The following is a 24,053-nucleotide window of genomic DNA, read 5'->3' on the forward strand; positions in this document are numbered from 1 at the left end:
TGAGCTAGTAATGGGGTTGGTAAAACCATTAGATTTGATTGAGTCTGCACGTTAACCGCTCATATTTTAAATACTGGATATGCCCAATGTTTGAGCCACAAAGGGTTGGTTATGTTCAAGCATAAACCACAGAATTGTTACAGCGCAGTGTGTAAACACAGCCAGAAACTGGACTGATATTGGAACTAAACGATGACTGAGGCGAAAGCCAAGGGCATTAATTAATCATCAATAATGCTTAATTAAACTGCCTAAATTCATATGGGTGACTGGTGCATATTCACACCAATCGACGTCATTACTGGATGCGTAGCCATATTCAAATTGAGTTTAAAAATAACAACACTTGGTTTTTGAATAAAAAAATCAAGAAAACACAGCTGCCTGCTTGACCGGAACTTTCTAATGGGTGACCCCATTCGCTCGACCCCATTCGCTCACAATCAGTATAAATACAAAGCACATTAAAAAAGCTTTTCAAAAATGGAGACATATCACTCACTACATTGTTCAATAATTACTAATTGATTATCAATCTTGATTTTAATTGGCTTGTTATATGACTTTACTCATTTAACCTAACCGTGCCATCAGCACTTACAATTATAAGTCTAAAATGGTCTAAGCTTTCATATTCAAAACCTAGTTCGCACCAATCAAGCTTGTAGGGCTTTTTGCTCATAAATTGTGGGTCATATCCAATTTCATTTATAAAAGATACCGCTAATTCCAAAGACCTTGATTCAGAAATAGAACAAGTATACTCAGTATGATAAAAAGCTATCAGCTCCCAACTTACTAAAAAAGCCACAAAGCTTGGTAAGATGAAAAGGCTATAGCTTGATTTTTGTTGTTTAACTTTTAGGAATGCACAATGTAATAATGATGTATAAACTCCCAAAGTTAAAAATGTTACTCCAATACTCATGCTAGTGTTTGAAATATACTTCAACTTTGCTATTGAATAATCAATCGATAATCCGAACACTATCCACAGAATTAGAATAAAAAAACCTTTTAGCATTTTGCCACTCTATTTGATAGTTGTATAACGCTTTTGACATGCGGGTTTTAGGAGTGCTTTGGACGAAAGCCAGCGGGTAAAATTCCTAGTACTTTACGAATGACATAATTCATTTGTTATTTACCCGATTGTAAAATTTGCTTTGCAATACCTGTGATCTCAATATCGCCCGAATTAATAGCGCTTTGTGATGCAATTGAAATAATAAAGCTATGCTTGGTGCTTTTTACAACATAAAAATAGAAGTAAAAAGTTAAATGTTCTTTTTCAACTTTAGCTTGAGCATACATACTTTCACAACCATCACCACACTCTTTTGGGGATAGTACAGACCCCATTGTTGCTAAAGTTTCATTTACCCTTGATACAATCTCTGAATATTGTTCGTAAACGCCGTTCCCGAACTCAATATTAACAAAAGGATTTCGTTCTTTGTCAAAAGCTAAAATACGGCTAACTTTATCAGTCTGAACAGTTAATTCATCAGGAAGAGTAATACTAAACGACTTAGTTTCAACTAATTGAGCATTCGATTGTGTCGATATAAGTATCAACAAAAGTAGGATGTAGCGCATAATTCTCCTCAGATATATACGTTTCACATATGGGGCGCAGGCTTGCTGGCTATACTTTCGCGAAGCGCAAGCCAGCGAGTAAGCGTCCCAATGAGCGAAGCGAATGAATATGATGTGTTTGTCATAATTTATTCAAAATCAACCTCTAGTGTTACATACATGCCACATCCAGTACCGTAGCTAAAACTTAAATAATGCTGCTGAGAGTTTTTATGGTCTGTAACGAACCATACTTTAGTAACATCATCATCTTCGTATGTGCTTAACATAGCGAAAAAGGTTGGTTTTTCAAGGTTGCTCACGAATAGTGAGACTGAATGAAAGCGTTGACCATCAATACTCTTTGGCAACTCTGCAATTACGTCGTATGCACCACTGTTCAAAGTGGTTTCTACTTTGAAAAGATTACCGTATTTTATATTCCACTCTGCCGCTTGCGCTTCTGTATGAAAGCAAGTTGTTGAATTAGCAAAACAACTAAAAAAACACAATGCAAAAATAGCTCTAAATGTTCAATCCCTAGAAAAATATAACGCCGCGCTAAACGGCTAAGTAATAGTTGGCTAAAATTGAAGCGAAGCGGAAACGAGCCAACTGTTACGTGTCCGATTTTTTAAGCGTTTTGTTAGCTGTACTGTAATCCGTAACTACATACAAACCAAAAATATTTTCTTGCACCGAAATCACGAGCGTATTGCCCACTGATTGAGAATTCCAAAATTCTTCGCCAACTTTTAGATCTAGCGTGCCGAATTTTTCTGGAGCTATAGCCAATATATAACTAGTCGACTTCCCTCTGCTGATTCTTTTTTCGATTATTTCAGTATCAAAATACTCCGGCTCACCAACTAACATGTAAGAGTTCAAGAAACCTACAACGGCGAGAAAAAAGAACATATAAGTTGTTCTACGCTGACTTCTAAAAAAATTCCTCTTATCTACAAAACTATCCCAAAGCTCAGATGGGTTACGCTTTTTGTGTAAGACAAGCCCTATTATTAAACCAAACAGAGCAGTACCTATTGCTAGCTCAAAGCCGAAAAAGGTACTGTTCACGGTTTCGATTGAAAACCAAACACCTAGTATTAGGAAAATGAACCACAGAAATTGAGACGTTTTATCAGTTTTCATGAGTACAGCTAACATGTTTATAGCGAGCGAATCGCACGTTCTTCTACCTCATCGTCGCTAGTTTGTCTGAATTACTCATTTGTAACAAACTTCTTAACTATTTGCCAGCACTACCAAAATATAGTAGTTCTGGTTTTTACTTAAGGGCAAAAACGAGCGATTAGGTCGTTTTCATGACTATTCAAGAATATACTTTGACCAAATTGAAAAGTAACTGTTAACGACGGCTTCTCGCTCATAGCAGTTTGTCGGATGAACTCCAAACCTATTCACGTAAACTGTAAGATCAGACATGAGCAAGGCGATATCAATATTCACGTGTTAACATTAATGCTTAAGTAGATGACAATAAAATACTGGTTTCGCTATTTAAAATGCCATCTATCTCGCGTACTTGCCTAAGTACGCCATCAAAGTCACTTAGGTTTCCTGCTTGTATTTCTGCTACTAAATCCCAAGCGCCGTTGGTGGTATGTAACTTAGTGAGCTCGGGTATGCCGCGCATTGTTTTTATAACTTGCGAGGTCGATTTACCCACCACTTCCACCATCATTATTGCTCTTACGGCTTCGGTTTCTATGTGTTCGTGCACCCGCACAGTAAAACCTAATATAGCGCCCGATGAAACTAACCGATCCAAGCGGTTTTGTACTGTCCCGCGCGACACCTTTAAAACATCAGCTAAAGCAGAAATAGATGCACGGCCGTCTTTTCTTAATTCGGCTATTAGGGCGTTATCTAATGAGTCATAAATATAAGGGAGCATACGCTTACCTCTAATTATTTTTTATACAAAATACTAAAAATTTATATTTATGCCTAGCAAATTGCTAAAAAATACCATTATTTGTATAAAGTATTAGCATTTTAAGTGGCATCTGTAGTCGATAAACTTATTTTAATTAGTTTATATTGTTATTACAGAGGTAGTCATGAGTCATTTTATAGCGCAGCCAAAACACGGTGTTCCATTTGTAAGTGTTCAAGCTATGGCCAAGCTAATAAACACATTAGGAATAGAAAATGTATTAGTTAGCCTAACTAACAAACTAAAACACGACTTTGCTCGTTGGCACGAATTTGATAAATCGCCGCGTTATGCAGCACATTCTCCCGATGGTGTAATAGAGCTTATGCCGGTAAGCGATGGCAAAATGTTTAGCTGCAAATACGTAAATGGCCATCCAAAAAACACGTTTAAGGAGCTTCAAACGGTTGCGGCTTTTGGTATTTTGTCAGATGTTGATAGCGGCTACCCGGTAATGATTAGCGAAATGTGCTTATTAACCGCACTACGCACTGCTGCAACATCAGCGCTTGTGGCTACTTATTTAGCACCAAAAAACTCAACCACCTTAACCCTGATTGGTAATGGAGCTCAGTCTGAGTTTCAGGCTTTAGCGTTTAAAGCGGTATTGGGTATTACACACATTCGTTTATACGATATAGACGAAGCAGCCTCTCTAAAAGCGTTTAATAACTTAAGCACTAAAGGTTTAAACGTGACTATATGTGAAAGTGTTGAAGAGGCAATAAAGGGCGCACACATAATTACCACATGCACGGCCGATAAAACAAACGCAACCATTTTAACAAACGATATGATCCCAGAAGGTGTTCATATTAATGCGATTGGTGGCGACTGCCCAGGCAAAACCGAGCTCGATTCCGCTTTACTCGAACGCGCTAATGTATTTGTAGAGTATGAACCACAAACCAGAATCGAGGGTGAAATTCAACAAATGAGCAGGTGCTTTGCTGTAACCGAGTTTCATAAAGTCATTAATAAACAGCAATTTGGTCGTACAAGCGAAAAAGAGCTTACTATTTTTGATGGTGTCGGCTTTGCAAGCGAAGACTTTAGCGCGTTAGTATATATTCGCGAGCAGCTTATTGAGTCAGGAGAATACGAAATACTCGACCTGATCACTCAGCAGGGCGACCCGCGCAATTTATTTTCAGTTCTTGAAGTACCGCTTATAGATAAAGAGAGCGCAGCATGAGCCTAACACAACAAGCAGCGAGCGCAGTTGTGATGGTGCGTCCGCATCACTTTACGTCTAATCCACAAACTATGCTCGACAATGCGTTTCAAAGTGAATGTGCAGCAAAAAATGAAAGCGAACAAGCCTTTAAAGAAGTTACTAAAGCGGTTGAGTTACTACAAAACGAAGGTGTAACCGTTCATTTATTTGAAGATGAGCAAACACACACACCCGACTCGGTTTTTCCAAACAACTGGTTTTCTACCCATCAAAATGGGCAATTAATTATTTACCCAATGTTTGTTGAAAACAGAAGGTTAGAATATCGTAAAGATATAATTGATTTTTTAACGGATCACTATAAAGTGGCGGTAGTGACTGATTATGCGCATTTATCGAAAGAAAATTCATTTTTGGAAGGTACCGGATCACTGGTGCTCGATCACCAATATAAACTTGCCTTCGCGGTAGAATCTAAACGCACAACAAGGTCGGTCGTTAATACAGTGTGTAATTTACTTTCGTTCAAGCCGGTTGTGTTTAATGCAACTGACGAGCAAGGTATAGCGGTGTATCACACTAATGTACTAATGTGTGTGGCTAGCAAGTTTGTAATGATTGGCTTAAATATGGTGCCTGAAGACCAACGCAGTGAGCTGGTAGGGCATTTTTTACAAAGCCATCACGAAGTAATCGATCTGTCGGTTGAGCAAATAAATAAATTTTGCGGTAATGCCATTGAATTAAAAGGTAAAAACGGCCGAATTTTAGCGCTGTCTCAAACCGCTTACAATGCGCTAACAGGCGAGCAAATAATTGCGATACAAAAAACGGCTAAACTAGTGCCTTTGCCTATACCTACCATTGAATCTGCTGGTGGCTCTGTAAGGTGTATGATTGCAGGGGTACATTTACAAAGCAAATAAGGCGAAATTTAAAGGCAACATGGTTGCCTTTATTGCGTGTGAAAGAGTAAGCGTTGCCAGTACATTTTAAAATGCCTATGTTAAAGCGCATAACTATAAAAATATAATAAGGAATTCGCAATGTTCGATACGGTAGTAAAAAGTGTAAATAACCTTTTGTGGGGAGAAGGTCAGGTACTCATTTATATTTTACTTTTCACCGGCGTATGGTTTTCTGTGCGTTTAAAAGCAATTCAAATACTTAAATTTAAACACATGTTTAGCCTGTTAAAAGGCAGTAGTAAATGTAATAAAAACGATATTTCGTCATTTCAGGCACTGTGTACCGGGCTTTGTGCTCGGGTAGGTACGGGTAATTTAGCGGGTGTTGCAGTCGCTATATCGCTTGGTGGCAGTGGTGCCATATTTTGGATGTGGGTTATTGCTATATTGGGCATGGCCACAGGCTTTGCTGAAAGCGTTCTAGGGCAAGTGTATAAAGTACGCGATAGTAGCGGAGAATTTAGAGGTGGTCCTGCGTATTACATTCAACAAGGGTTGGGCAGCCGTGCCTTTGCTATAGTATTTGCCGCGTGTTTATTTTTAGGTTATGGCTTTACCTTTAGCGCAATGCAAACAAATACAATTACCGATGCACTAAACTATGCATTCGAAGTACCCACTTTTTATTCAGGTTTAGTTATTACGGTATTAGCAGGGTCAATTATTTTAGGCGGCTTTAAAGCCATTGCCCGTTTTGCTGAGCGTGTAGTGCCATTAATGGGCATATTGTTTGTAGCAGCTGCCGTTATTATTACAATTATGAACTTACCGCAAGTACCTGCCATGCTAAAAGATGTGTTTTTATCGGCCTTTGGTTTACAAGAGGCTGGCGCAGGTGCGATGGGCGCTGCCATTAAAAATGGTATTCAACGCGGTCTATATTCTAACGAAGCGGGTGCGGGTAGTGTGCCGCATGCTGCTGCAAGCGCAAGCCCCATTCCTAATCACCCAGTTACACAAGGCTACATACAAATGCTTGGCGTATTTTTCGACACCATCGTACTTTGTAGTTGTACCGCCGTCGTTATTTTATTAGCCGATGTAGACATAAGCGGCGAAATGGAAGGCATACGTTTAACGCAAAGCGCTATGACCGCGCATTTAGCACAAGGTGGTGTGTACTTTGTAGCAGCAGCTATCACGCTATTTGCATTTACCTCGGTGGTAGCTAACTATGCCTACGCTGAAAGTAATTTACATTTATTTAAGCTCGATAACAAAGTAGGGCGCGGTATTTACACCTTACTATATTTATCAATGATGCTTTGGGGCGCATCGGCCACATTAAAAGAAGTATGGGATTTAGCCGATATTGCCTTAGGATTAATGACAGTGGTTAACGTAATCGCTATCATACTGTTAACGCCAACTATTCTGTCGGTAACACACGATTACCACGCACAAAGAGACAAAGGCATAGAACCCGAATTTAAAGTAAAAGACGTAAAAGTACAGGGAAAATGCGAAGACGGCATTTGGGATTGATCTAGCAACTTTAACGATAAAAAGCGGTTTTATGGCAGCATAAAGTCGCTTTTTAATTTTGCATAATTATTCATATTTAGAGCGTGCTAAAGTTTAAAATAGATATATAAAAGGTAAAAATACAGACATGATCGACATTGTCGCAGGGAAGAACGCAGCAAAAATAATAAACGAACAAGGTTTTAAACCCGAGCTATTTACCTCTTTTTTAGGGGCAAGTGGCGGGCCTAAATGGTTTACCTTATTTGGATTAGACAAATATATTTTTGGTGAATTTTTTAAAAACCGCACTCAACCCCTTAACTTAATTGGATCATCTGCTGGCGCATTTCGATCTGCCTGTTTTGCCCAAAACGATCCGGTTGCTGCCATTGAGCGGTTAGCAAAATCGTATTCGCAAACACGCTATTCTAGTAATAAACCAACACCTAGCGAAATCACAATAAAAGCGCGCGCATTACTTGAAGATGTATTTGGCGATAATGGCGTAACCGAAATAATAAATAACCCCGTTTTTAAAGCGCATTTTATAGTGGCTAAATCGAATGGCTTTATTGCCAGCGAAAATAAATTAATTCAGCTTTTAGGCTTATCAAAAAGTTATATGCTAAACCGCGTTAACCGAAAGTTATTAGGCTCGCAGTACGAGCGGTTTATTTTTGGTGCGCCAAACAGTAACTTATCAATAACCGACAGTTATAATTTTAAAACGAAAAACATAGCACTTAGCCAAACTAATTTAAAAGATGCCTTACTTGCCTCGGGCTCTATACCGCTTGTTATGCAAGGTATAAAAAATATTGCAGGCTCGCCACAAGGTATGTATCGCGATGGCGGAATAATTGATTACCACTTTGATTTAAAAATTAATAACCCTGGCTTAATTTTATATCCGCATTTTAACAGCGAACCAAAAGCAGGGTGGTTTGATAAAAACTTAAAACGCAAAGTAGCACCACAAAATTACGACAACGTGGTGATGATCACCCCATCAAAAAAATTTGTAGCCGGCTTACCTTACGGCAAAATCCCAGACCGAAACGACTTTACCGATCTTGATGCCGACACGCGTATTAGATATTGGAATACCGTGTTTAGTGAGACTGAAAAATTGGCTGAAGCATTTGATAATAATTTGAAAAAGGAGAAATATAATGCATAAAAGGGTTAAGTTAGATAACGGTATCACGGTTGATATAGATAAAGCTCCAGATATATGTCCTATTTGTAATCAAGCACAATTACCGGCTAATATTTTTGCAAAACTAACTGGCGATGTTGAAAATAACAAAACGAAGTTAGAGCTTGCAATGGAGTGTATGAACCTTAACTGCGCGCGATTATATATTAGTCGTTATAGTAAAACTCGTAGTACATACAACCATAATTTCAAATTTGACCAATCAATACCAGAGACTTTTAATGCTCCTAATATTTCCCAGGAAATAATAAATATCTCTGAATCATTTGAAAAAATATTCATTCAAGCAAGTGAAGCTGAATCAAGACAATTAGAACAGTTGGCAGGTATTGGTTATAGAAAAGCACTTGAATTTTTAATTAAAGACTATTGCATTAGTATAAAACCTGAAAAGGAAGAAGATATCAAATCAAATCAATTAAGCCGTGTTATAAATAACTATGTAACAGATGAGAATCTAAAAAATTGTGCAAATAGAGCTGTATGGCTTGGTAATGATGAAACTCATTATATTAGAAAATGGAAAAACCACGATCTTAAAGATTTAAAAATCTTAATTCAATTAACTTGTGCCTGGATAGAAACCTCAATTTTAACAAAGAAGTATATGGATGAGATGGATCGTATTTAAGTCAGTTTGATGACAGTCCATAAAATAGAGAATAAAAACCAAAAAGTAAGCTATCTATATTTATATACATAAACAACCCATAAATTACGTTATGTTAAATTGCGTTGTTTATAATAAAGCGAGCGTGATTATGCAAATCAGCCCGCTTTTAGGAGAGTTATTAACGGTTAATTTAGCTCAGAATCTACCCAAAACTTAGTCCCTTTTAATACAGCTTGTAGTGCAAGGCCATTTTCGGTTACAGAATATACAGTAACTTGGTCTGCAATGGCTTCGGCCACCAGTGCGCCACCTTTATCTTCGTATTTTGCTGCTGCATCTGCATTTCCACCAAATGCCCAACCGTGTTCAATAAATCTATTTACTGCTGCTTGGGTATGAAAAACCATAACTACATTAAAATCTTTAACACCTAAACCTAACCCTAAACCAGCTTCACCCATGTTCATGTAAGTAGATTTACCTGTTAGGTTATTTTTTACTACGCCATAGCCACCACCAAAACTAGCAAGAATAACGTTAACATTCGCGTTATCAAAAACAGCATAACCAGCAGAGTTTGCTATTTGCGTTTTAACATCAGGCTTTTTAGTATAAAGTTTACTAAGTGTGTTACTTTTCATACTTTGTACTAAAGAACGTTTTTCACTAGGAGATGCACTACCGGTAGTCGCACAACCTGTGAGTATTAACGAGAGTGTAAGTAAAAATAATATACTAACTTGTTTCATAATTTTTCCTTAATAAGATTTGGCATGGCAATTTAAGCAAAGTCTAAAATAAGTGTTTAATTACTATGTCCAATACTAGACAGTATCGGACTTAAAGGTTATTCTGTAAATAACTTATTTAATTGAATATTTATATACTATGCTTGTTGCGTTAGTCGATACGTTAAAACAATTAAGGTATCAAATTGCTCATCTTGATGATGGCACTCTCAATTCAGAATACCCAGAACTTGCTACATTTATACAGCAAGTTAGCTTGACTGTAACTGAATCAGAATCTGATCTTAAATTTTTATACCAATTTTTATATGTGTATGGCCGAAAATCAGAGGCAACATATAGTCGTTTTAGAAACGAACTTGAACGTTTTTATTTATGGTCATGGTTAATTGCCGAAAAATCAGTGTTCGATTTAAAACGTGAAGACATAGAAGCTTATGTAGATTTTATGGTTGAGCCTGATAAAAAATGGGCATCAACATCAGTCCAATGGCGCTATAAAGATGAGCAAGGTATTCGCCGATTAAACCAAAATTGGCGCCCTTTTATGTTAAAAGAATCAACGGCAAGTCAGCAAACATTATCGGCAATGTTTACTGCACTCAATGTTTTTTATAAATTTTCATTATTAGAAGAAAAAACCTTTGCTAATTTTGTTCCTGTTGTGAAAAAAAATAGCCCGTATTTAGTTGTGCAATCTCAAATTCAGATCCCAGATACCTTAAGCGATATACAGTGGGAATATGTGTTTGGGGTTACTCGCGATTTATGCGAGCAAAAACCAGATCTAGAACGTAATTTATTTACCTTAGCTTGTTTAAAAGGTTTATATTTACGAATTTCTGAATTGTCGGAGCGCCCACAGTGGTCGCCAGTTATGTCGCATTTTTGGCAAGACAATGACGGCTTTTGGTTTTTACGTATTATGGGTAAGGGGAATAAATTACGAGATGTTACGTTAAGCGATGATTTTGTTGAATATTTAAAACGTTATAGATTATACAGAGGGTTACCCGCCCTTCCCCGCGTTGACGAATCAGAACCTTTGGTCCATAAAATTAGGGGCCAAGGTGGCATGACTGTTAGGCAAATTAGGCGTTTAGTTCAACAAAGTTTTGATTTGGCTCAACAATCATTATTAGATGATGGTTTTAAAGATGATGCAGAACAACTTGAAGCTGCTACTGCACATTGGCTTCGTCATACTGGTGCAACACATGATGCGCAAACGCGGCCGCTTAAGCATTTATCTGAAGATTTAGGCCACGCAAAAATTGCGACAACAGATCAAATTTATATTCAAACTAATATTAAAGAGCGAGCAAAGTCTGGCGTCAAAAGGAAAATTTAATGACCTATTTAATTATCGCCTTTATAGGTGCATTATTTTTAATTTATTCATTAACATTTAGACAGTTAGAAAAAACAGAAGTCACCGGCCCAATGTTTTTTGTAATGGGCGGCATTGTTTTAGCTAACGTATTGCCTAATAACGGCGGTGAATTAAAAGCTGGTGTAGATTTATTACTTCCGTTTATAGAGTTAACCTTAAGTATATTTTTATTTTCGGATGCGGCAAAATCTAAATTGAGCGTACTAAGGCATAGTTTTCAATATCCAGGCTTATTGTTATTTATTGCCCTCCCCTTAACATTATTGTTGGGGATAGGTGTTAGCTTGTTTATATTTTCTGAACTTTCATTAATTCAATCTGCATTAATCGCAATTATATTAACACCAACCGATGCAGCATTAAGCAAAGGATTATTAGCAAGCTCACAAGTTCCTGAAAAAATTCGCGAGGGTATTAATACCGAAAGTGGATTAAATGATGGATTATGTGTTCCAGTATTTTTAATATTTATTTTGTTAGCTAAAAACCCTGAGTCAGCTATTACCGTTTCTCATGTTGTAAGTGTATTTTCTCGAGAACTTGGATTAGCACTGTTTGTTGCTGCAGTTAGTATTAGTATTTTTATTCCCGCTTTAAACTTTGCAATGAAACGGCACTACTTTGCACAAAACACTAGCCCATTTTTATTGTTAGGTTTTGCAATGGTTGTATTTTCTATTACACAGTATTTTCATGGTAGTGGATTTATAGCTGTGTTTGTTGCGGGTTTATTGTTTGATAAGTTCTCAACTAAAGCAGTTAGTTCTGAGTTAATTGAGGATTCAGAACATATTGCTGATTTTACGTCGCTGATGATTTGGTGTTTATTTGGGTATGCATGTGCGTATTTAGTTTTTCCAAAAATGAATTTTGAAATTGTAGTTTATGCGTTGCTAAGTACTACGCTAATCAGAATTATTCCGGTTATGTTATCGCTGCAATTTACATCTTTAAATCTAAAAGAACGATTTACCTTTGCATGGTTTGGACCTCGGGGACTTGCATCGATAGTATTTACTTTAATGGTGATTGATACGCAAATAGAAAATAAATTTAAAATTGCGAGCATTGCTATGACCACAATATTATTTAGTGTGTTTATTCATGGGATAAGTACAAAACCAATCGCGGATAGTTTTAAAAAAACATCAAAATAAACGTATAGAAAAATTTAAATAAAAAGGCAGCGATAAATTTATTGCTGCCTTTTTATTTGATTAAATTATTTGAGCACGTGTGCTAGTAATTCAATTGGGTGTTTAGGTTTAAATTTCTCATAGCGCTTTACTTGGCTACGACATGAAAATCCGGTTGACAACAGTTGTTCTGATTTAGTTTTATCAACAATGGGCTTCCAACTCATTTCGTATAATGCACGAGAGTTATCTTGGTTTTGGGCTTCGTGCCCGTAAGTTCCCGCCATGCCGCAACAACCTGTATTGGTTGTGTTTAATGTTAGCCCAATATCGGAGAATATAGTTTGCCAAACATTGGCTGCCTTTGGCAGTGATGTGGTTTCAGTACAATGGCTCAATAATGTAAATTCGGTTTCATTATTTTTATTTGCACTTAAGCCTTTAAACGATTGAGTTTCTAGCCATTCGTGGGCAAGTTGCACATTAAAATCACCGCGGTTATTTTCTAAAATTGTATTATATTCATCGCGGTAACACATAACCAACGATGCATCTAATCCTACTAATGGCGCATTTATATCATTTAATTTATTTAAAAATTCAGCTGCGTTTTTGGCGGTTATTTTAAATTCATGCAAAAACCCTTTTACATGTTGTGGTTTACCATTGGGTTTAAACGGTAACAACATTGGTTTTTTGCCAAGTTGAGTTATTAGAGTAATAAAGCTTTCTACTAATTCAGCTTCATAAAAACTAGTAAATGGATCTTGTACTATTAAAACGTATTCGCTTTGTTGCTGGGCATTTAAGTTAGTTAAAAGCTCAAAGTTAAATTGCTGTGCTTTGTTAATTCGTTTTGAAAGTGCCGGAATGCTCAGTTGGGGTGTATCAACATAGCCAACTGTTTTTTTAATTAAGCTGCTAACAAACGTTGTATTTACAACTGGGTTAATTATTTTTCCAAACTTGGCCATCAGTGGCGCGCTACTTTCTATGTTACCCACTAAGTAATCCTTAAGTGGACGTGCATAGTAACTGTGGTAGTAATTTAAAAACCGAGCACGAAAAGTAGGAACATCAACTTTTATAGGACAAGCCGTTGTACACGCTTTACAGGCTAAACATTCATCCATAGACGTTTTTACTTCGTGAGAAAAATCGTAAAGGCCTTTCTTTTTCTCGCGGCTATGTACAAATCGTTCCCACCAAGTAATAACTTCGCCTTTGTTTAATTCTTTTTCTACACCAAGCAAATCTATGTTTTTAGATTCTTGCAAACGCAGCCATTCGCGCATTAAACTCGCTCGTCCTTTTGGAGAATTCCGACGATCGCCAGTTACTTTATAAGACGGACACATTGGCGAATTTTCATCGTAGTTAAAACAAATACCATTACCGTTACACGTCATCGCATTATTAAAACTGGTTTTAACATCGATTGAAATTTGTTTATCGAACCACGATCTTTTTTGCCCATCGACGCTAACTAGTGAGTCTTCACTATCGATTGGAGTACATATTTTACCTGGGTTTATTCGGTTATATGGGTCGAACGCTGTTTTAATTTTTCGTAGCTGAGTAAATAAATGTTCGCCAAAAAACGCTGGGCCATATTCACTGCGGTAGCCTTTACCATGTTCGCCCCACATTAAACCGCCATACTTGGCTGTGAGTTTAACCACTTCATCTGAAATGGTACGTAATAATTTTTCTTGTTCAGGATCGCACATATCCAGTGCGGGCCTTACATGTAAAACACCAGCATCAACATGGCCAAACATACCATATTGTAAATTATGACTGTCGAGTAAGGCTCTAAACTCAACGATATAATCGGCTAAATTTTCAGGCGGTACGGCGGTATCTTCTGCAAAGGCCAATGGCTTTTGGCTGCCTTTTACATTACCAAGTAAACCAACCGACTTTTTACGCATTGCATAAATTTTTAAAATGTCGCTTTTGTCGCTGGTAAGCTGATAGCCAATGACTCCATTAGTTTGATTGGCTACACATTCATCTAATAATGTACAAAGTGTGTTTACTTTATCTTTTATGTCGTCGGGTGATACTGCATTAAACTCAACCATATTGAGTCCTTGCATATCTTTACTTGGAACGTCGGTTATTAAGTCCGATACTGAATGCCAAATTATATCTTCGCGCGCTAAATTTAATACTTTACTGTCGACAGTTTCTACTGAAGTTGCACGGGCATCTACCAAAAAAGGTGAATGACGAAGTGCAGAATCAAAACTATCGTACTTTATATTTATAAGTGTTTTAAATTCAGCAATAGGTGTAAGGTTTAATTTTGCCTCGGTGACAATACCTAGCGAACCTTCTGAGCCTGTTATTAAGCGGCTCATATCAAAAGTAAGTAAGTCATCACTTAGTACATGTTCTAGGTCATAGCCGGTTAAAAAACGATTTAACCGAGGAAACTTATTTAAAATAGCATCACGTTCATCAATGGCAATATTAAGTACGGTTTTGTATATAGTGCCAACTAGTGTGTCTTGCTCTGCAATAATTTTTGCTTTTTCGACATTTATTGGAGCGGTACTCATTGGTGTACCGTCTACTAAATAGGTTGTAAGGCCTAATACATGATCGCTTGTTTTACCGTAAACGAGTGACCCTTGACCTGATGCATCAGTGCTGATCATACCGCCTATGGTTGCACGATTACTGGTAGATAAATCGGGAGAAAAGAAAAACCCATAAGGTCTTAAAAAGTCGTTTAACTGATCTTTTATTACGCCGGTTTGAACCCGAACCCACCCTTCTTCTATGTTAATTTCTAGAATTTCACGCATGTAGCGCGATAAATCAACAACAATACCAGGTGTTAAAGACTGACCATTAGTGCCTGTTCCTCCACCGCGCGGTCCAAATGTTAATGATAAAAAAGGGTCTCGTGATGCAGTTTGCAAAGCAAGTTGAATGTCTTTTTCGGTTTTGGGAAAAATGACACCTTGAGGTAATTGCTGGTAAATACTGTTATCGGTTGAAGCGGTAATACGTGTTGCATAACTTGCATCGGTATCACCGGTAAAGCCTTGCTTTTGTAATGTATTTAGGTAACTTGCGACAAGGTCTGACGCGGCATCTTGCTGAGTAATTGTTGCGATCATAACGGCATACTTTTAGACATTTGGTTAATTATATCATGCTGATTGCTAATAGAAATTGAAGAATTTACAGTTTGTAACACTCTTTTAGTCGATTTAAGCGCTGCTGTAATTATAATCAAGTTAACTACACGAGAGGTCATTTATATGAAAAAAATTGTATTACAGATCATGGGTGCGTTATTTATTTTATTAGGATTAATATTTGCGGTTGTACCTGGGCCATCACTTATATTTTTTATGGCTGGTTTATTGTGTTATTCGTTTTATTACCCAAAGGCGCGGTATTATTTGACGCTTTGCCAAAAAGCATTGACTAAATCGTGTCAGTATTTAGATAAAAAATTAGCACGCAGTTAAAATAAATTGACCAATAAAAAAGCCAGCAATATATGCTGGCTTTTATATAGTTACAAGGTTATTTAGCTAATTTTTTAGCTAAATATAACCAAGTTTCGATTACTGTATCTGGGTTTAATGATACAGAGTCTATGCCTTGGTCTACCAACCATGCAGCAAAGTCTTCATGATCTGAAGGGCCTTGACCACAAATACCTACATACTTTCCTTTTGCTTTGGCTGTTTGAATTGCCATAGAAAGCAGCTTTTTGATTGCAGGGTCTCGCTCGTCAAACAAATGAGCAATTAGACCTGAATCTCGGTCTAAACCCAGTGTTAACTGTGTTAAATCGTTAGAGCCGATTGAAAAGCCATCAAAGTGTTCTAAAAACTCTTCAGCAAGTAATGCATTTGACGGAAGTTCACACATCATAATTACTTTAAGACCATTTTCGCCACGTTTAAGGCCATGCTCTTCTAGTAATTCGATTACGCGCTTACCTTCTTCAAGTGTGCGTACGAATGGAATCATGATCTCAATGTTAGTCATGTCCATGGTATTACGTACACGCTTAATAGCTTCACACTCTAGTGCAAAACAGTCGCGGAAGTCTTCAGATATGTAACGCGCTGCACCACGAAAACCTATCATTGGGTTTTCTTCTTCTGGCTCGTATTGTTGGCCACCCACTAAGTTAGCATATTCGTTTGATTTAAAATCAGACATACGAACAATTACACGCTCTGGTGCAAACGCACAACCTAATGTCGAAATACCTTCAACGAGTTTTGAAATGTAAAATTCGACAGGTGAATCGTAACCGGCAATCATGTCAGTTATTTCAGCTTTAAGGGCATCTGTTTGTGCATCAAAATTTAATAACGCTTTTGGATGCACACCAATCATACGGTTAATAATAAATTCAACACGGGCAAGACCAACACCTGAATGTGGTAAACGTGCAAAGTCGAATGCGCGGTCTGGGTTACCTACGTTCATCATCACTTTCATTGGTAGGTCTGGCATTTCGTCAACACGTGAAGTGAGCACTTCAAAGTCTAAAATACCTTCGTAAATAAAACCCGTATCGCCTTCGGCGCATGATACTGTTACTTCCTGTCCTGCTTTGATTAGGTCGGTTGCATTACCACAACCTACCACGGCGGGAATACCAAGTTCACGAGCTATGATTGCTGCGTGACATGTACGGCCACCACGATTCGTTACAATCGCTGCTGCACGTTTCATGATCGGCTCCCAGTCTGGGTCGGTCATGTCGGTAACTAAAATATCACCAACCTGTACTTGATCCATTTCGTCAATCGAGTCGAGTACACGCACAACACCGCTACCAATTTTATGGCCGATTGCGCGCCCTTCTACAACAATGTTGCTTGAACCGTTTAATTGAAAACGTTCCATTACGTTGGTGTCTTCGTTTGAGCGAACCGTTTCTGGACGAGCTTGCACTATATATAGTTTGCCGTCGTTACCGTCTTTTGCCCATTCGATGTCCATAGGACGGCCGTAATGCTTTTCAATGATTACAGCTTGCTTGGCAAGGTCTTGTACTTCTTCGTCTGTAATGGAAAATTTATTAGAAAGTTCTGGATTAACATCCACTATTTCTACTTGTTTGCCGTGCGCTTTGTCGTCTGAGTAAATCATTTGAATGGCTTTAGAACCAATATTACGACGAACTACAGAAGGCTTATCCTTTAATAATGTTGGTTTATGTACATAAAATTCGTCTGGGTTAACAGCACCCTGTACTACCATTTCACCTAGACCGTAGCTTGAAGTAACAAATACAACATCTTCAAAGCCAGATTCAGTATCGATACTAAACATAACGCCAGACGCTGATTTATCTGAGCGTACCATACGCTGGATACCAGCTGATAAAGCAACACCACGATGATCGTAACCTTGGTGAACACGATAAGAAATTGCGCGGTCGTTAAATAACGAAGCAAAAACGTGTTTAATTGCAACCATAACGGAATCGATACCAACTACATTTAAAAATGTTTCCTGTTGGCCTGCGAAAGATGCATCTGGCATATCTTCAGCAGTTGCAGATGAACGAACTGCAAATGATACATCTGCTGAACCGTTGCCATGAAGTTGGCTATATGCATCGCGAATGGCTTGGTCTAAATTTGGTTGGAATGGTGTATCGATTATCCACTGGCGGATATCGGCACCTACTTTAGCGAGTGTATTTACATCATCAACATCGAGTGTATCTAAGATGTCATGAATTTTGGCATTGAGTCCAGATTGGTCTAAAAACTCATTAAAAGCATCGGCGGTTGTTGCGAAACCACCCGGTACTTGTACACCAGCGTTAGCTAGGTTAGAGATCATTTCACCAAGAGAGGCATTTTTACCACCTACTCGAGGAACATCTTGCATACCAAGCTCTTGATACCAGAGAACGTATTCTTGCACGGGTCTTTCTCCAAAAAACAAATTGTAGTTGAAACTGTGAGAGTTAAGAAAGAAAACCTTTTATAAAGGCCACCTTCATTCTACACTGGCAACAGTCCTCGCGTAAACCGTGAGTAACCCATTTTAGGGATTAAAAGTAACAAAAAGGTTAATTATGAGAACTGCATTTTATATATCTGATGGAACAGCAATTACATCAGAAGTGTTTGGGCATGCAACGTTATCTTTGTTTCCAATCGATTTTAATCACAAAACTATTCCTTTCGTAGAAACAGAAGAAAAAGCACACGAAATTAAAGCGTTAATTAATGCAACGGCTGCAAAAACAGGTGAAAAGCCCTTTGTATTTTTTACATTTGTAAATCACAGTTTAAGCGAAATTATAAAATCAGCAGATGCTATTCCGTATGATTTTTTGACCACGTACAGCGAAAAAATTGAAAAAGAACTAGAGGTAGCGCCTGTACCAAAAATGCACCGGACACATTCTATACACGAGAAAAGTTATGACTTTAGAATAGACGCGGTGAACTACGCTTTAATGAATGACGATGGCGGCAATATTAAAAACTTCTCTGAGGCTGATATTATTTTAATTGGTGTGAGCCGAAGTGGTAAAACACCAACTAGTTTGTACTTAGCATTACAATATGGAATTAAAGCAGCCAACTACCCTATCACTGAAGAAGATTTAGAGAGCGAAGGTTTACCTAAATGCTTGGTGCCTTACAAACATAAATTATTTGGTTTAACTATTGACCCAGAAAGGCTCGCTGCAATTAGACACAGACGAATGGCCAATTCTAAATATGCTTCTATTAGGCAGTGCCGTATTGAAGTACGTGAAGTTGAAATGCTCTATAAACGCCATAAAATTTCGTACTTTAATTCAACCCATCATTCAGTTGAAGAAATATCTGCAAAAATACTAATGGATACCGACCTAGAGCGTCGTAAGTACTAACTTATTTATATTTAAAGCAATAAAAAAGCCGCAATTAAGCGGCTTTTTATATGAGTGCGTATTATTTACGTGCGTCTTTTAATAAATCAGCAACTAAAAAGCCTAACTCTAGTACTTGGTCTGCATTAAGACGAGGGTCACATTGTGTTTTGTAACGCTGCGCTAAATCGTCGTCTGACAAACCATATGCTCCGCCGGTACATTCAGTAACATGTTGACCTGTCATTTCTAAGTGAACACCACCTGCGTATGAACCTTCTGCTTTATGAACAGAGAAAAACTGGCTAATCTCACGCATTATATTGTCAAAGTTACGAGTTTTGTAACCTGAGGTCGCTTTTTCAGTATTGCCATGCATAGGATCTGAGCTCCAAATTACCTTACGCCCTTCCTGTTGTACTTTACGTACTAGTGCTGGTAATTTTTCTGGCAGTATATCTGCACCCATGCGTGTAATTAATGTTAACCGACCTGGGATGTTATCTGGATTTAATGCATCAATTAGACGTATTAATTCATCTGGATCCATACCTGGGCCAACTTTTACACCAATCGGGTTTTTAATGCCTTTAAAAAACTCAATGTGTGCGTGATCTAATTGACGTGTGCGTTCACCAATCCAAACAAAGTGCGCTGAACAGTCATACCAATCGCCCGATAGGTGATCGCGTCGTGTTAGTGCTTCTTCGTAGCCCAGTAACAATGCTTCGTGTGACGTATAAAGGTCAGTCTCTTTAAGGCTAGGAGCAATAGTTGAATTTATACCACATACTTCCATAAATTCTAGTGCATCTTGAATCTTGTCAGCTAACTGTTGGTATTTTTGTTTTTGTGGATTGGCAGCTACAAACCCCATGTTCCAACGATTGACCTGATGTAAATCAGCTAGACCACCCTGTGCAAATGCACGCAATAAATTCAATGTAGCAGCACTATGATGGTACGCCGTCATTAAACGCTGTGGATCTGGTATGCGCGCTTCAGCTGTGAAGTCAATGTTGTTAATGATGTCGCCACGGTATGATGGTAGTGAAACACCATCAATAGTTTCTAAATCTGCAGAACGTGGTTTGGCATATTGTCCAGCCATACGCGCTATTTTAACTACTGGGCACTTTCCGCCATAAGTTAAAACCACTGCCATTTGTAAAATTGTTTTAAACGTATCTCGAATATTGGCTGCATTAAAATCACTAAACGACTCTGCGCAGTCTCCACCTTGAAGTAAAAATGCGCGGCCTTCACACACATCTTCAAGCTGTTTAAATAGGCTACGCGTTTCTTCTGCAAAAACTAACGGTGGTGCTGTTTTTAATTGGCCTTCAACAGACTTTAATACTTCTTGATCTGGGTACTGTGGTTGCTGCAGTATTGGCAGTTCTCTCCAGCTATTTGGGTTCCACGATTGCATATTCTATCCTCATTCCTACTTTACCTGATGTAGTGAAATTAACGTATGCGAGTACCTCTATTCAAGCACTAAATTCACTATTTACTAATTATTTTGTTATGGGGTAGTTATAAACATACATTAATCACTTTATTTTTGCATTTATATGAAAAATAAACTTCATCAAGTTTGTAATATAAGCCATTAATATCAATAAATTAAAAATTAAAACATTAGATTTATAGTGTACAAGAACTGTTAGCATAGTAGGGGATATTATTAGCAATATACATAGGAACACATCATACTTAAAAGTCAAGCATTGTAATCTTAACTTTACAGTACGGACTAAGTAATTGTTAGCACTAGTATTGCGTTTGTAAATTATTGTGCTAGCAAAGCATACCAAGGGTTTAGGTACGAACCTCTAAGATTAATAATCTTATGTAAAAGAGTCACCTATGCACACAACACTAAAGAACACATCATACTTGATTGTATAAAAAGTTTAATCTGAGCATCTATTAATATATAAACTATTGCCATCAAAAGGCAAGGTTAGTATTCTTATTCATAAGTGTAAGATGTGTTCTTGGTGTGTTGTGGTCTCTAAAATTAAAATAAGAAGTCAGTTTGATTTAATGAGCGAGTTAACCTCATTATTGATTGGTGAACTCAAACAGTGTGAATATTCAAAAGCTGAATACTATAAGTTGCCTGATATAAGTGCTAGCGAAGAAGATAATGTGCCTCAAAGTATATCCGTTTCAAAAATAACGGGAGATGATGCTCAACGAGCTATTTTTAATTCATTTACTGATATATATACAAAGTCAGGGTTAAGTAGTCGAGTACTTAAAAGACACCCTGGTTTATTAATTATAAAAAACGCTGATAAACTGGCGCTTACTAATAGAATTGCTCAGGTAAATAAGGCTAAAGCAGCATTCAAAGAATGTATCCTGGGTATTGATAACAACGACGCTCGTTTTGAAGCTGTTCATAATGCTGTACCAAATTTAATTACCCTAGCCGCATACAGAAAAATACACAGTGAAAGTGAATCACCTTTCTCTGTTAGATTTACATGGATGCACAAACACGCAACCAAAACCCTCACTAAAAAAATGGCTCTCGAGATGTTAAGTAAATCTGCAGGTTATACAAACCCAAGAATGATCGACCAACAAAAATGGCAATCTCTGGTCGCTCAAGAACAAATGAGAATAGCAAGTTTAGGTGAAAAGGAAAAACTAAGAATAAGACGCCCTACTCGAGTAAGCCCGCAAGTTAATATCAGATACACTGCACAAAATCGTTACCACGTTAGTGCTGCATTACCATTTATATTAATAAACCCCGAGCCCGATGTTAAAATTGGTACCTTACCAGATTACGAAAAGCCAGCTAGTCACCCTCGAAAACGAGAGTATGATTTCCTAGTAGATAGACTTTACCTTGAACAGGTAACAAATTAATTATGTTAAAAAGGCCACTTTAAGTGGCCTTTTAGTATGTGTAATAGCAAAAATAAATTATTAACTATTTTTCGACTATTTCTTCTATTTTATCTTCATCAATTAAAACGGCGTTTTCAACGATGCGTTTACCGCCTTGAATTTCAATACGTTTGTTATGCTTGTTCAATGTAAGTATTTCATCACAAAATTGATCTGACGGGTGCATTTCATAGGTGTAATCTATAATATTGCCTGTTTTATCGTCTTTTACATTGGTAATACTGTATTCAGAGATAGCCCCCTTTTCAATAAGGTCTTTCATAGTCGTTGTCATATCACGACGTAATGCTTTTAATTTGTTTTCTGTAATGTTGTCGGTTGAGTATATCGAACCATATTTTTCCATAATAGAAAGCAATCTGAAATGATACGTTTTGCCAGGTGCCGCATAGCGCCAAAGGTGGTATAAACGTAACATCATCCAGCGTGATAATCCCCGCTTTAATTCTTGGGCACTATTAAAATAATAACCTTTATATTCAAGGTTATCGATCATGTTATGAACAAAAGCATTTAAACACGCAACGCATTTAACATTGCCTCCCTGCCCCTTTTTCCCGCTAAAATGTAAAGAAGATAAAAAATTCATATTTGATTCGTAGAACGAATCATCAATGTCTGAATTTTTAGTATCTGTTGCAGAATATTTAAACGAGAGTTTTGAGCCTTGAAGTGCTTCAAGCGATTCTTTAATAGCAGGATATGGCATAGACTGACCAACCGCTTTAAGTTCTTGTGCTAACTCGTTCATAGAAAAAACAACGGCATATTGAATACCGGACTTAAAATTTATTTTTACTATTTTACCTTTGGAGGCTAAACGGATAAGAGCACGTTCTACTTTTTCTTCTCTATCTGATGGCCAGACTAGGTATTCAATATCTTCACCGTCTTTACGAGTACTAACAACTGCCGGTGTTATTTTTATTTCGCCATCGTATAAAATACCATCTACTTTTTCTGATATCTTACGCGTAATAATTGTTTTTTTAGGCGCTTCTTCTAATGGAAGTTTTTTATGACCAGATCGAACAAAACGTCCCCATAAATCATAATGGTTAAATGTATTAGAATAAGCACGTAAACCATGTGCTGCATTTTCAATAGAAATGCGAACGTCTTTGTTATCTGTAAATAGTGCTAAACTTTCGTTATCAATTGCACTTTCCACCCCGTGAATTTGGCCTCTTAATGTATCAGGCAAGTTATCTACCGAGATGTTGACCTTTCGGCTCATTGTTCTTATTTCCATTTATTATTGCGACATCTAATAACAACACATAAAACAAAAAAAGTTAAATGTTTAAGTTAGTATAAAAGTGATCTGCCTTTAATTAATCAACTCAGATCAGTTTTATACTAAGTAGTCGCGTTTTTCTTTAATTTAAGATCATCATTATACTAACAAAGGTGTTTCAAATCTCATTTTTACTAACTCAGTTAAAAATTTGTCCACTAGTATGCTAAATTTAGCGGGCAAAGCACGACAAATCTTGTATTTAATATACCAGCCTGTGGATAAGAGCATTGTCAGTTAGCATAGATCTGATCTGTACTTACTACAGATCAGATCTATACCAATTAATTACTGCATTTACTTAACTGGACGGTGTATAACTTTCTAATTTACTTAGTAAAAGCATGATCTTAAGCACCGTATTTGTTTATAACTTTAAGGGTAAGCTGTGCATAACTACAAAATATATTTAGCAGTTAATTAAATGCTGATCTGTAAGTTATTAAAGATCTGATCTTAACCACGTATAATACTGATCTAATTTTTTAACATTTATTTATATTTATCATGTATTTACACGCTTATTTTCCGCCCTTAGCCTTTATTACCTTATATATTTAACCACCTTTAAACTTCTTTATTTATACTAAGCAATATTAAAGGTGTAAAATTATTATATGATGTCTTCTTTTTAAAACACATGTCGCCATAAATAGTTGTTTACAGGTATTTGAATGGACATTATACTAATTGCCTA

At 37.2% G+C, this 24,053-nt stretch carries 20 protein-coding genes; 10 read left to right on the forward strand and 10 right to left on the reverse strand.

The window, feature by feature from the left end:
• Positions 1-565: 565 nt before the first annotated feature.
• From ATS76_RS18250 to ATS76_RS18270, 5 genes are all read right to left on the reverse strand, one after another.
• A complete protein-coding gene (locus ATS76_RS18250) occupies positions 566-1,024 on the reverse strand; it encodes a hypothetical protein (protein WP_152995659.1) in 459 nt (152 codons plus the stop codon).
• A gap of 116 nt (positions 1,025-1,140) precedes the next feature.
• Complete coding sequence (locus ATS76_RS18255; protein ID WP_058553227.1) at positions 1,141-1,599, reverse strand: hypothetical protein; 459 nt, start codon at positions 1,597-1,599, stop codon at positions 1,141-1,143.
• A gap of 128 nt (positions 1,600-1,727) precedes the next feature.
• Positions 1,728-2,090 (reverse strand): hypothetical protein, encoded by a 363-nt coding sequence (locus ATS76_RS18260; RefSeq protein WP_058553228.1) that lies wholly within the window; start codon positions 2,088-2,090, stop codon positions 1,728-1,730.
• A 106-nt stretch (positions 2,091-2,196) separates the two neighbouring features.
• Positions 2,197-2,730, reverse strand: a complete 534-nt coding sequence (locus ATS76_RS18265) for a hypothetical protein (RefSeq protein WP_152995660.1) — start codon at positions 2,728-2,730, stop codon at positions 2,197-2,199.
• Between the two features lie 334 nt (positions 2,731-3,064).
• Complete coding sequence (locus ATS76_RS18270; protein ID WP_058553230.1) at positions 3,065-3,496, reverse strand: Lrp/AsnC family transcriptional regulator; 432 nt, start codon at positions 3,494-3,496, stop codon at positions 3,065-3,067.
• 166 nt (positions 3,497-3,662) lie between these two features.
• On the opposite strand from ATS76_RS18270, the gene ATS76_RS18275 reads away from it, so the two are divergent.
• The 5 genes from ATS76_RS18275 (at position 3,663) to ATS76_RS18295 (ending at position 9,000) form a co-directional block, all read left to right on the forward strand.
• A complete protein-coding gene (locus ATS76_RS18275; RefSeq protein WP_058553231.1) occupies positions 3,663-4,733 on the forward strand; it encodes an ornithine cyclodeaminase in 1,071 nt (356 codons plus the stop codon).
• On the forward strand, positions 4,730-5,641 hold the full coding sequence (gene ctlX / locus ATS76_RS18280; protein ID WP_058553232.1) for a citrulline utilization hydrolase CtlX: 912 nt from the start codon (positions 4,730-4,732) through the stop codon (positions 5,639-5,641). Before ATS76_RS18275 ends, ctlX begins: the two co-directional genes overlap by 4 nt.
• A gap of 120 nt (positions 5,642-5,761) precedes the next feature.
• The gene (locus ATS76_RS18285; RefSeq protein ID WP_058553233.1) at positions 5,762-7,168 is read left to right on the forward strand and encodes an alanine/glycine:cation symporter family protein; all 1,407 of its coding nucleotides are present in this window, start codon (positions 5,762-5,764) and stop codon (positions 7,166-7,168) included.
• A gap of 127 nt (positions 7,169-7,295) precedes the next feature.
• Positions 7,296-8,330 (forward strand): patatin-like phospholipase family protein, encoded by a 1,035-nt coding sequence (locus ATS76_RS18290; RefSeq protein WP_058553234.1) that lies wholly within the window; start codon positions 7,296-7,298, stop codon positions 8,328-8,330.
• On the forward strand, positions 8,323-9,000 hold the full coding sequence (locus ATS76_RS18295) for a DUF4145 domain-containing protein (RefSeq protein WP_058553235.1): 678 nt from the start codon (positions 8,323-8,325) through the stop codon (positions 8,998-9,000). The genes ATS76_RS18290 and ATS76_RS18295 overlap by 8 nt, the downstream gene beginning before the upstream one ends.
• A 167-nt stretch (positions 9,001-9,167) precedes the next feature.
• Here the strand turns inward: ATS76_RS18295 and ATS76_RS18300 are convergent, their stop codons facing one another.
• Positions 9,168-9,731: a YSC84-related protein gene (locus tag ATS76_RS18300; RefSeq protein ID WP_006794784.1), complete on the reverse strand. Its 564-nt coding sequence runs from the start codon at positions 9,729-9,731 to the stop codon at positions 9,168-9,170.
• Between the two features lie 139 nt (positions 9,732-9,870).
• Between ATS76_RS18300 and ATS76_RS18305 the strand changes: the two genes are divergently transcribed.
• Together ATS76_RS18305 and ATS76_RS18310 are read left to right on the forward strand one after the other, a co-directional pair.
• Positions 9,871-11,082 (forward strand): tyrosine-type recombinase/integrase, encoded by a 1,212-nt coding sequence (locus ATS76_RS18305; RefSeq protein WP_058553236.1) that lies wholly within the window; start codon positions 9,871-9,873, stop codon positions 11,080-11,082.
• On the forward strand, positions 11,082-12,281 hold the full coding sequence (locus tag ATS76_RS18310) for a cation:proton antiporter (RefSeq protein ID WP_058553237.1): 1,200 nt from the start codon (positions 11,082-11,084) through the stop codon (positions 12,279-12,281). The genes ATS76_RS18305 and ATS76_RS18310 overlap by 1 nt, the downstream gene beginning before the upstream one ends.
• Positions 12,282-12,346: 65 nt before the next feature.
• Here the strand turns inward: ATS76_RS18310 and ydiJ are convergent, their stop codons facing one another.
• The gene (gene ydiJ / locus ATS76_RS18315; protein WP_058553238.1) at positions 12,347-15,394 is read right to left on the reverse strand and encodes a D-2-hydroxyglutarate dehydrogenase YdiJ; all 3,048 of its coding nucleotides are present in this window, start codon (positions 15,392-15,394) and stop codon (positions 12,347-12,349) included.
• A gap of 144 nt (positions 15,395-15,538) precedes the next feature.
• Between ydiJ and ATS76_RS18320 the strand changes: the two genes are divergently transcribed.
• Complete coding sequence (locus ATS76_RS18320) at positions 15,539-15,751, forward strand: PGPGW domain-containing protein (protein ID WP_008131796.1); 213 nt, start codon at positions 15,539-15,541, stop codon at positions 15,749-15,751.
• Between the two features lie 58 nt (positions 15,752-15,809).
• Here the strand turns inward: ATS76_RS18320 and ppsA are convergent, their stop codons facing one another.
• Positions 15,810-18,185 (reverse strand): phosphoenolpyruvate synthase, encoded by a 2,376-nt coding sequence (gene ppsA / locus ATS76_RS18325; protein ID WP_058553239.1) that lies wholly within the window; start codon positions 18,183-18,185, stop codon positions 15,810-15,812.
• Between the two features lie 154 nt (positions 18,186-18,339).
• Here ppsA and ppsR point away from each other — a divergent pair, with 154 nt between their 5' ends.
• A complete protein-coding gene (gene ppsR / locus ATS76_RS18330) occupies positions 18,340-19,149 on the forward strand; it encodes a posphoenolpyruvate synthetase regulatory kinase/phosphorylase PpsR (protein ID WP_058553240.1) in 810 nt (269 codons plus the stop codon).
• A gap of 61 nt (positions 19,150-19,210) precedes the next feature.
• Here the strand turns inward: ppsR and ATS76_RS18335 are convergent, their stop codons facing one another.
• Positions 19,211-20,560 (reverse strand): class II 3-deoxy-7-phosphoheptulonate synthase, encoded by a 1,350-nt coding sequence (locus ATS76_RS18335; protein WP_058405349.1) that lies wholly within the window; start codon positions 20,558-20,560, stop codon positions 19,211-19,213.
• A 581-nt stretch (positions 20,561-21,141) separates the two neighbouring features.
• Here ATS76_RS18335 and ATS76_RS18340 point away from each other — a divergent pair.
• Complete coding sequence (locus ATS76_RS18340) at positions 21,142-22,017, forward strand: DNA replication terminus site-binding protein (RefSeq protein ID WP_058553344.1); 876 nt, start codon at positions 21,142-21,144, stop codon at positions 22,015-22,017.
• Positions 22,018-22,081: 64 nt separating this feature from the next.
• Here ATS76_RS18340 and ATS76_RS18345 read toward each other — a convergent pair whose 3' ends face one another.
• The gene (locus ATS76_RS18345) at positions 22,082-23,296 is read right to left on the reverse strand and encodes a hypothetical protein (protein ID WP_006793243.1); all 1,215 of its coding nucleotides are present in this window, start codon (positions 23,294-23,296) and stop codon (positions 22,082-22,084) included.
• Between the last annotated feature and the right edge of the window lie 757 nt (positions 23,297-24,053).

It is taken from the genome of Pseudoalteromonas sp. 10-33, assembly GCF_001469195.1.
Classification (GTDB): Bacteria; Pseudomonadota; Gammaproteobacteria; order Enterobacterales; family Alteromonadaceae; genus Pseudoalteromonas.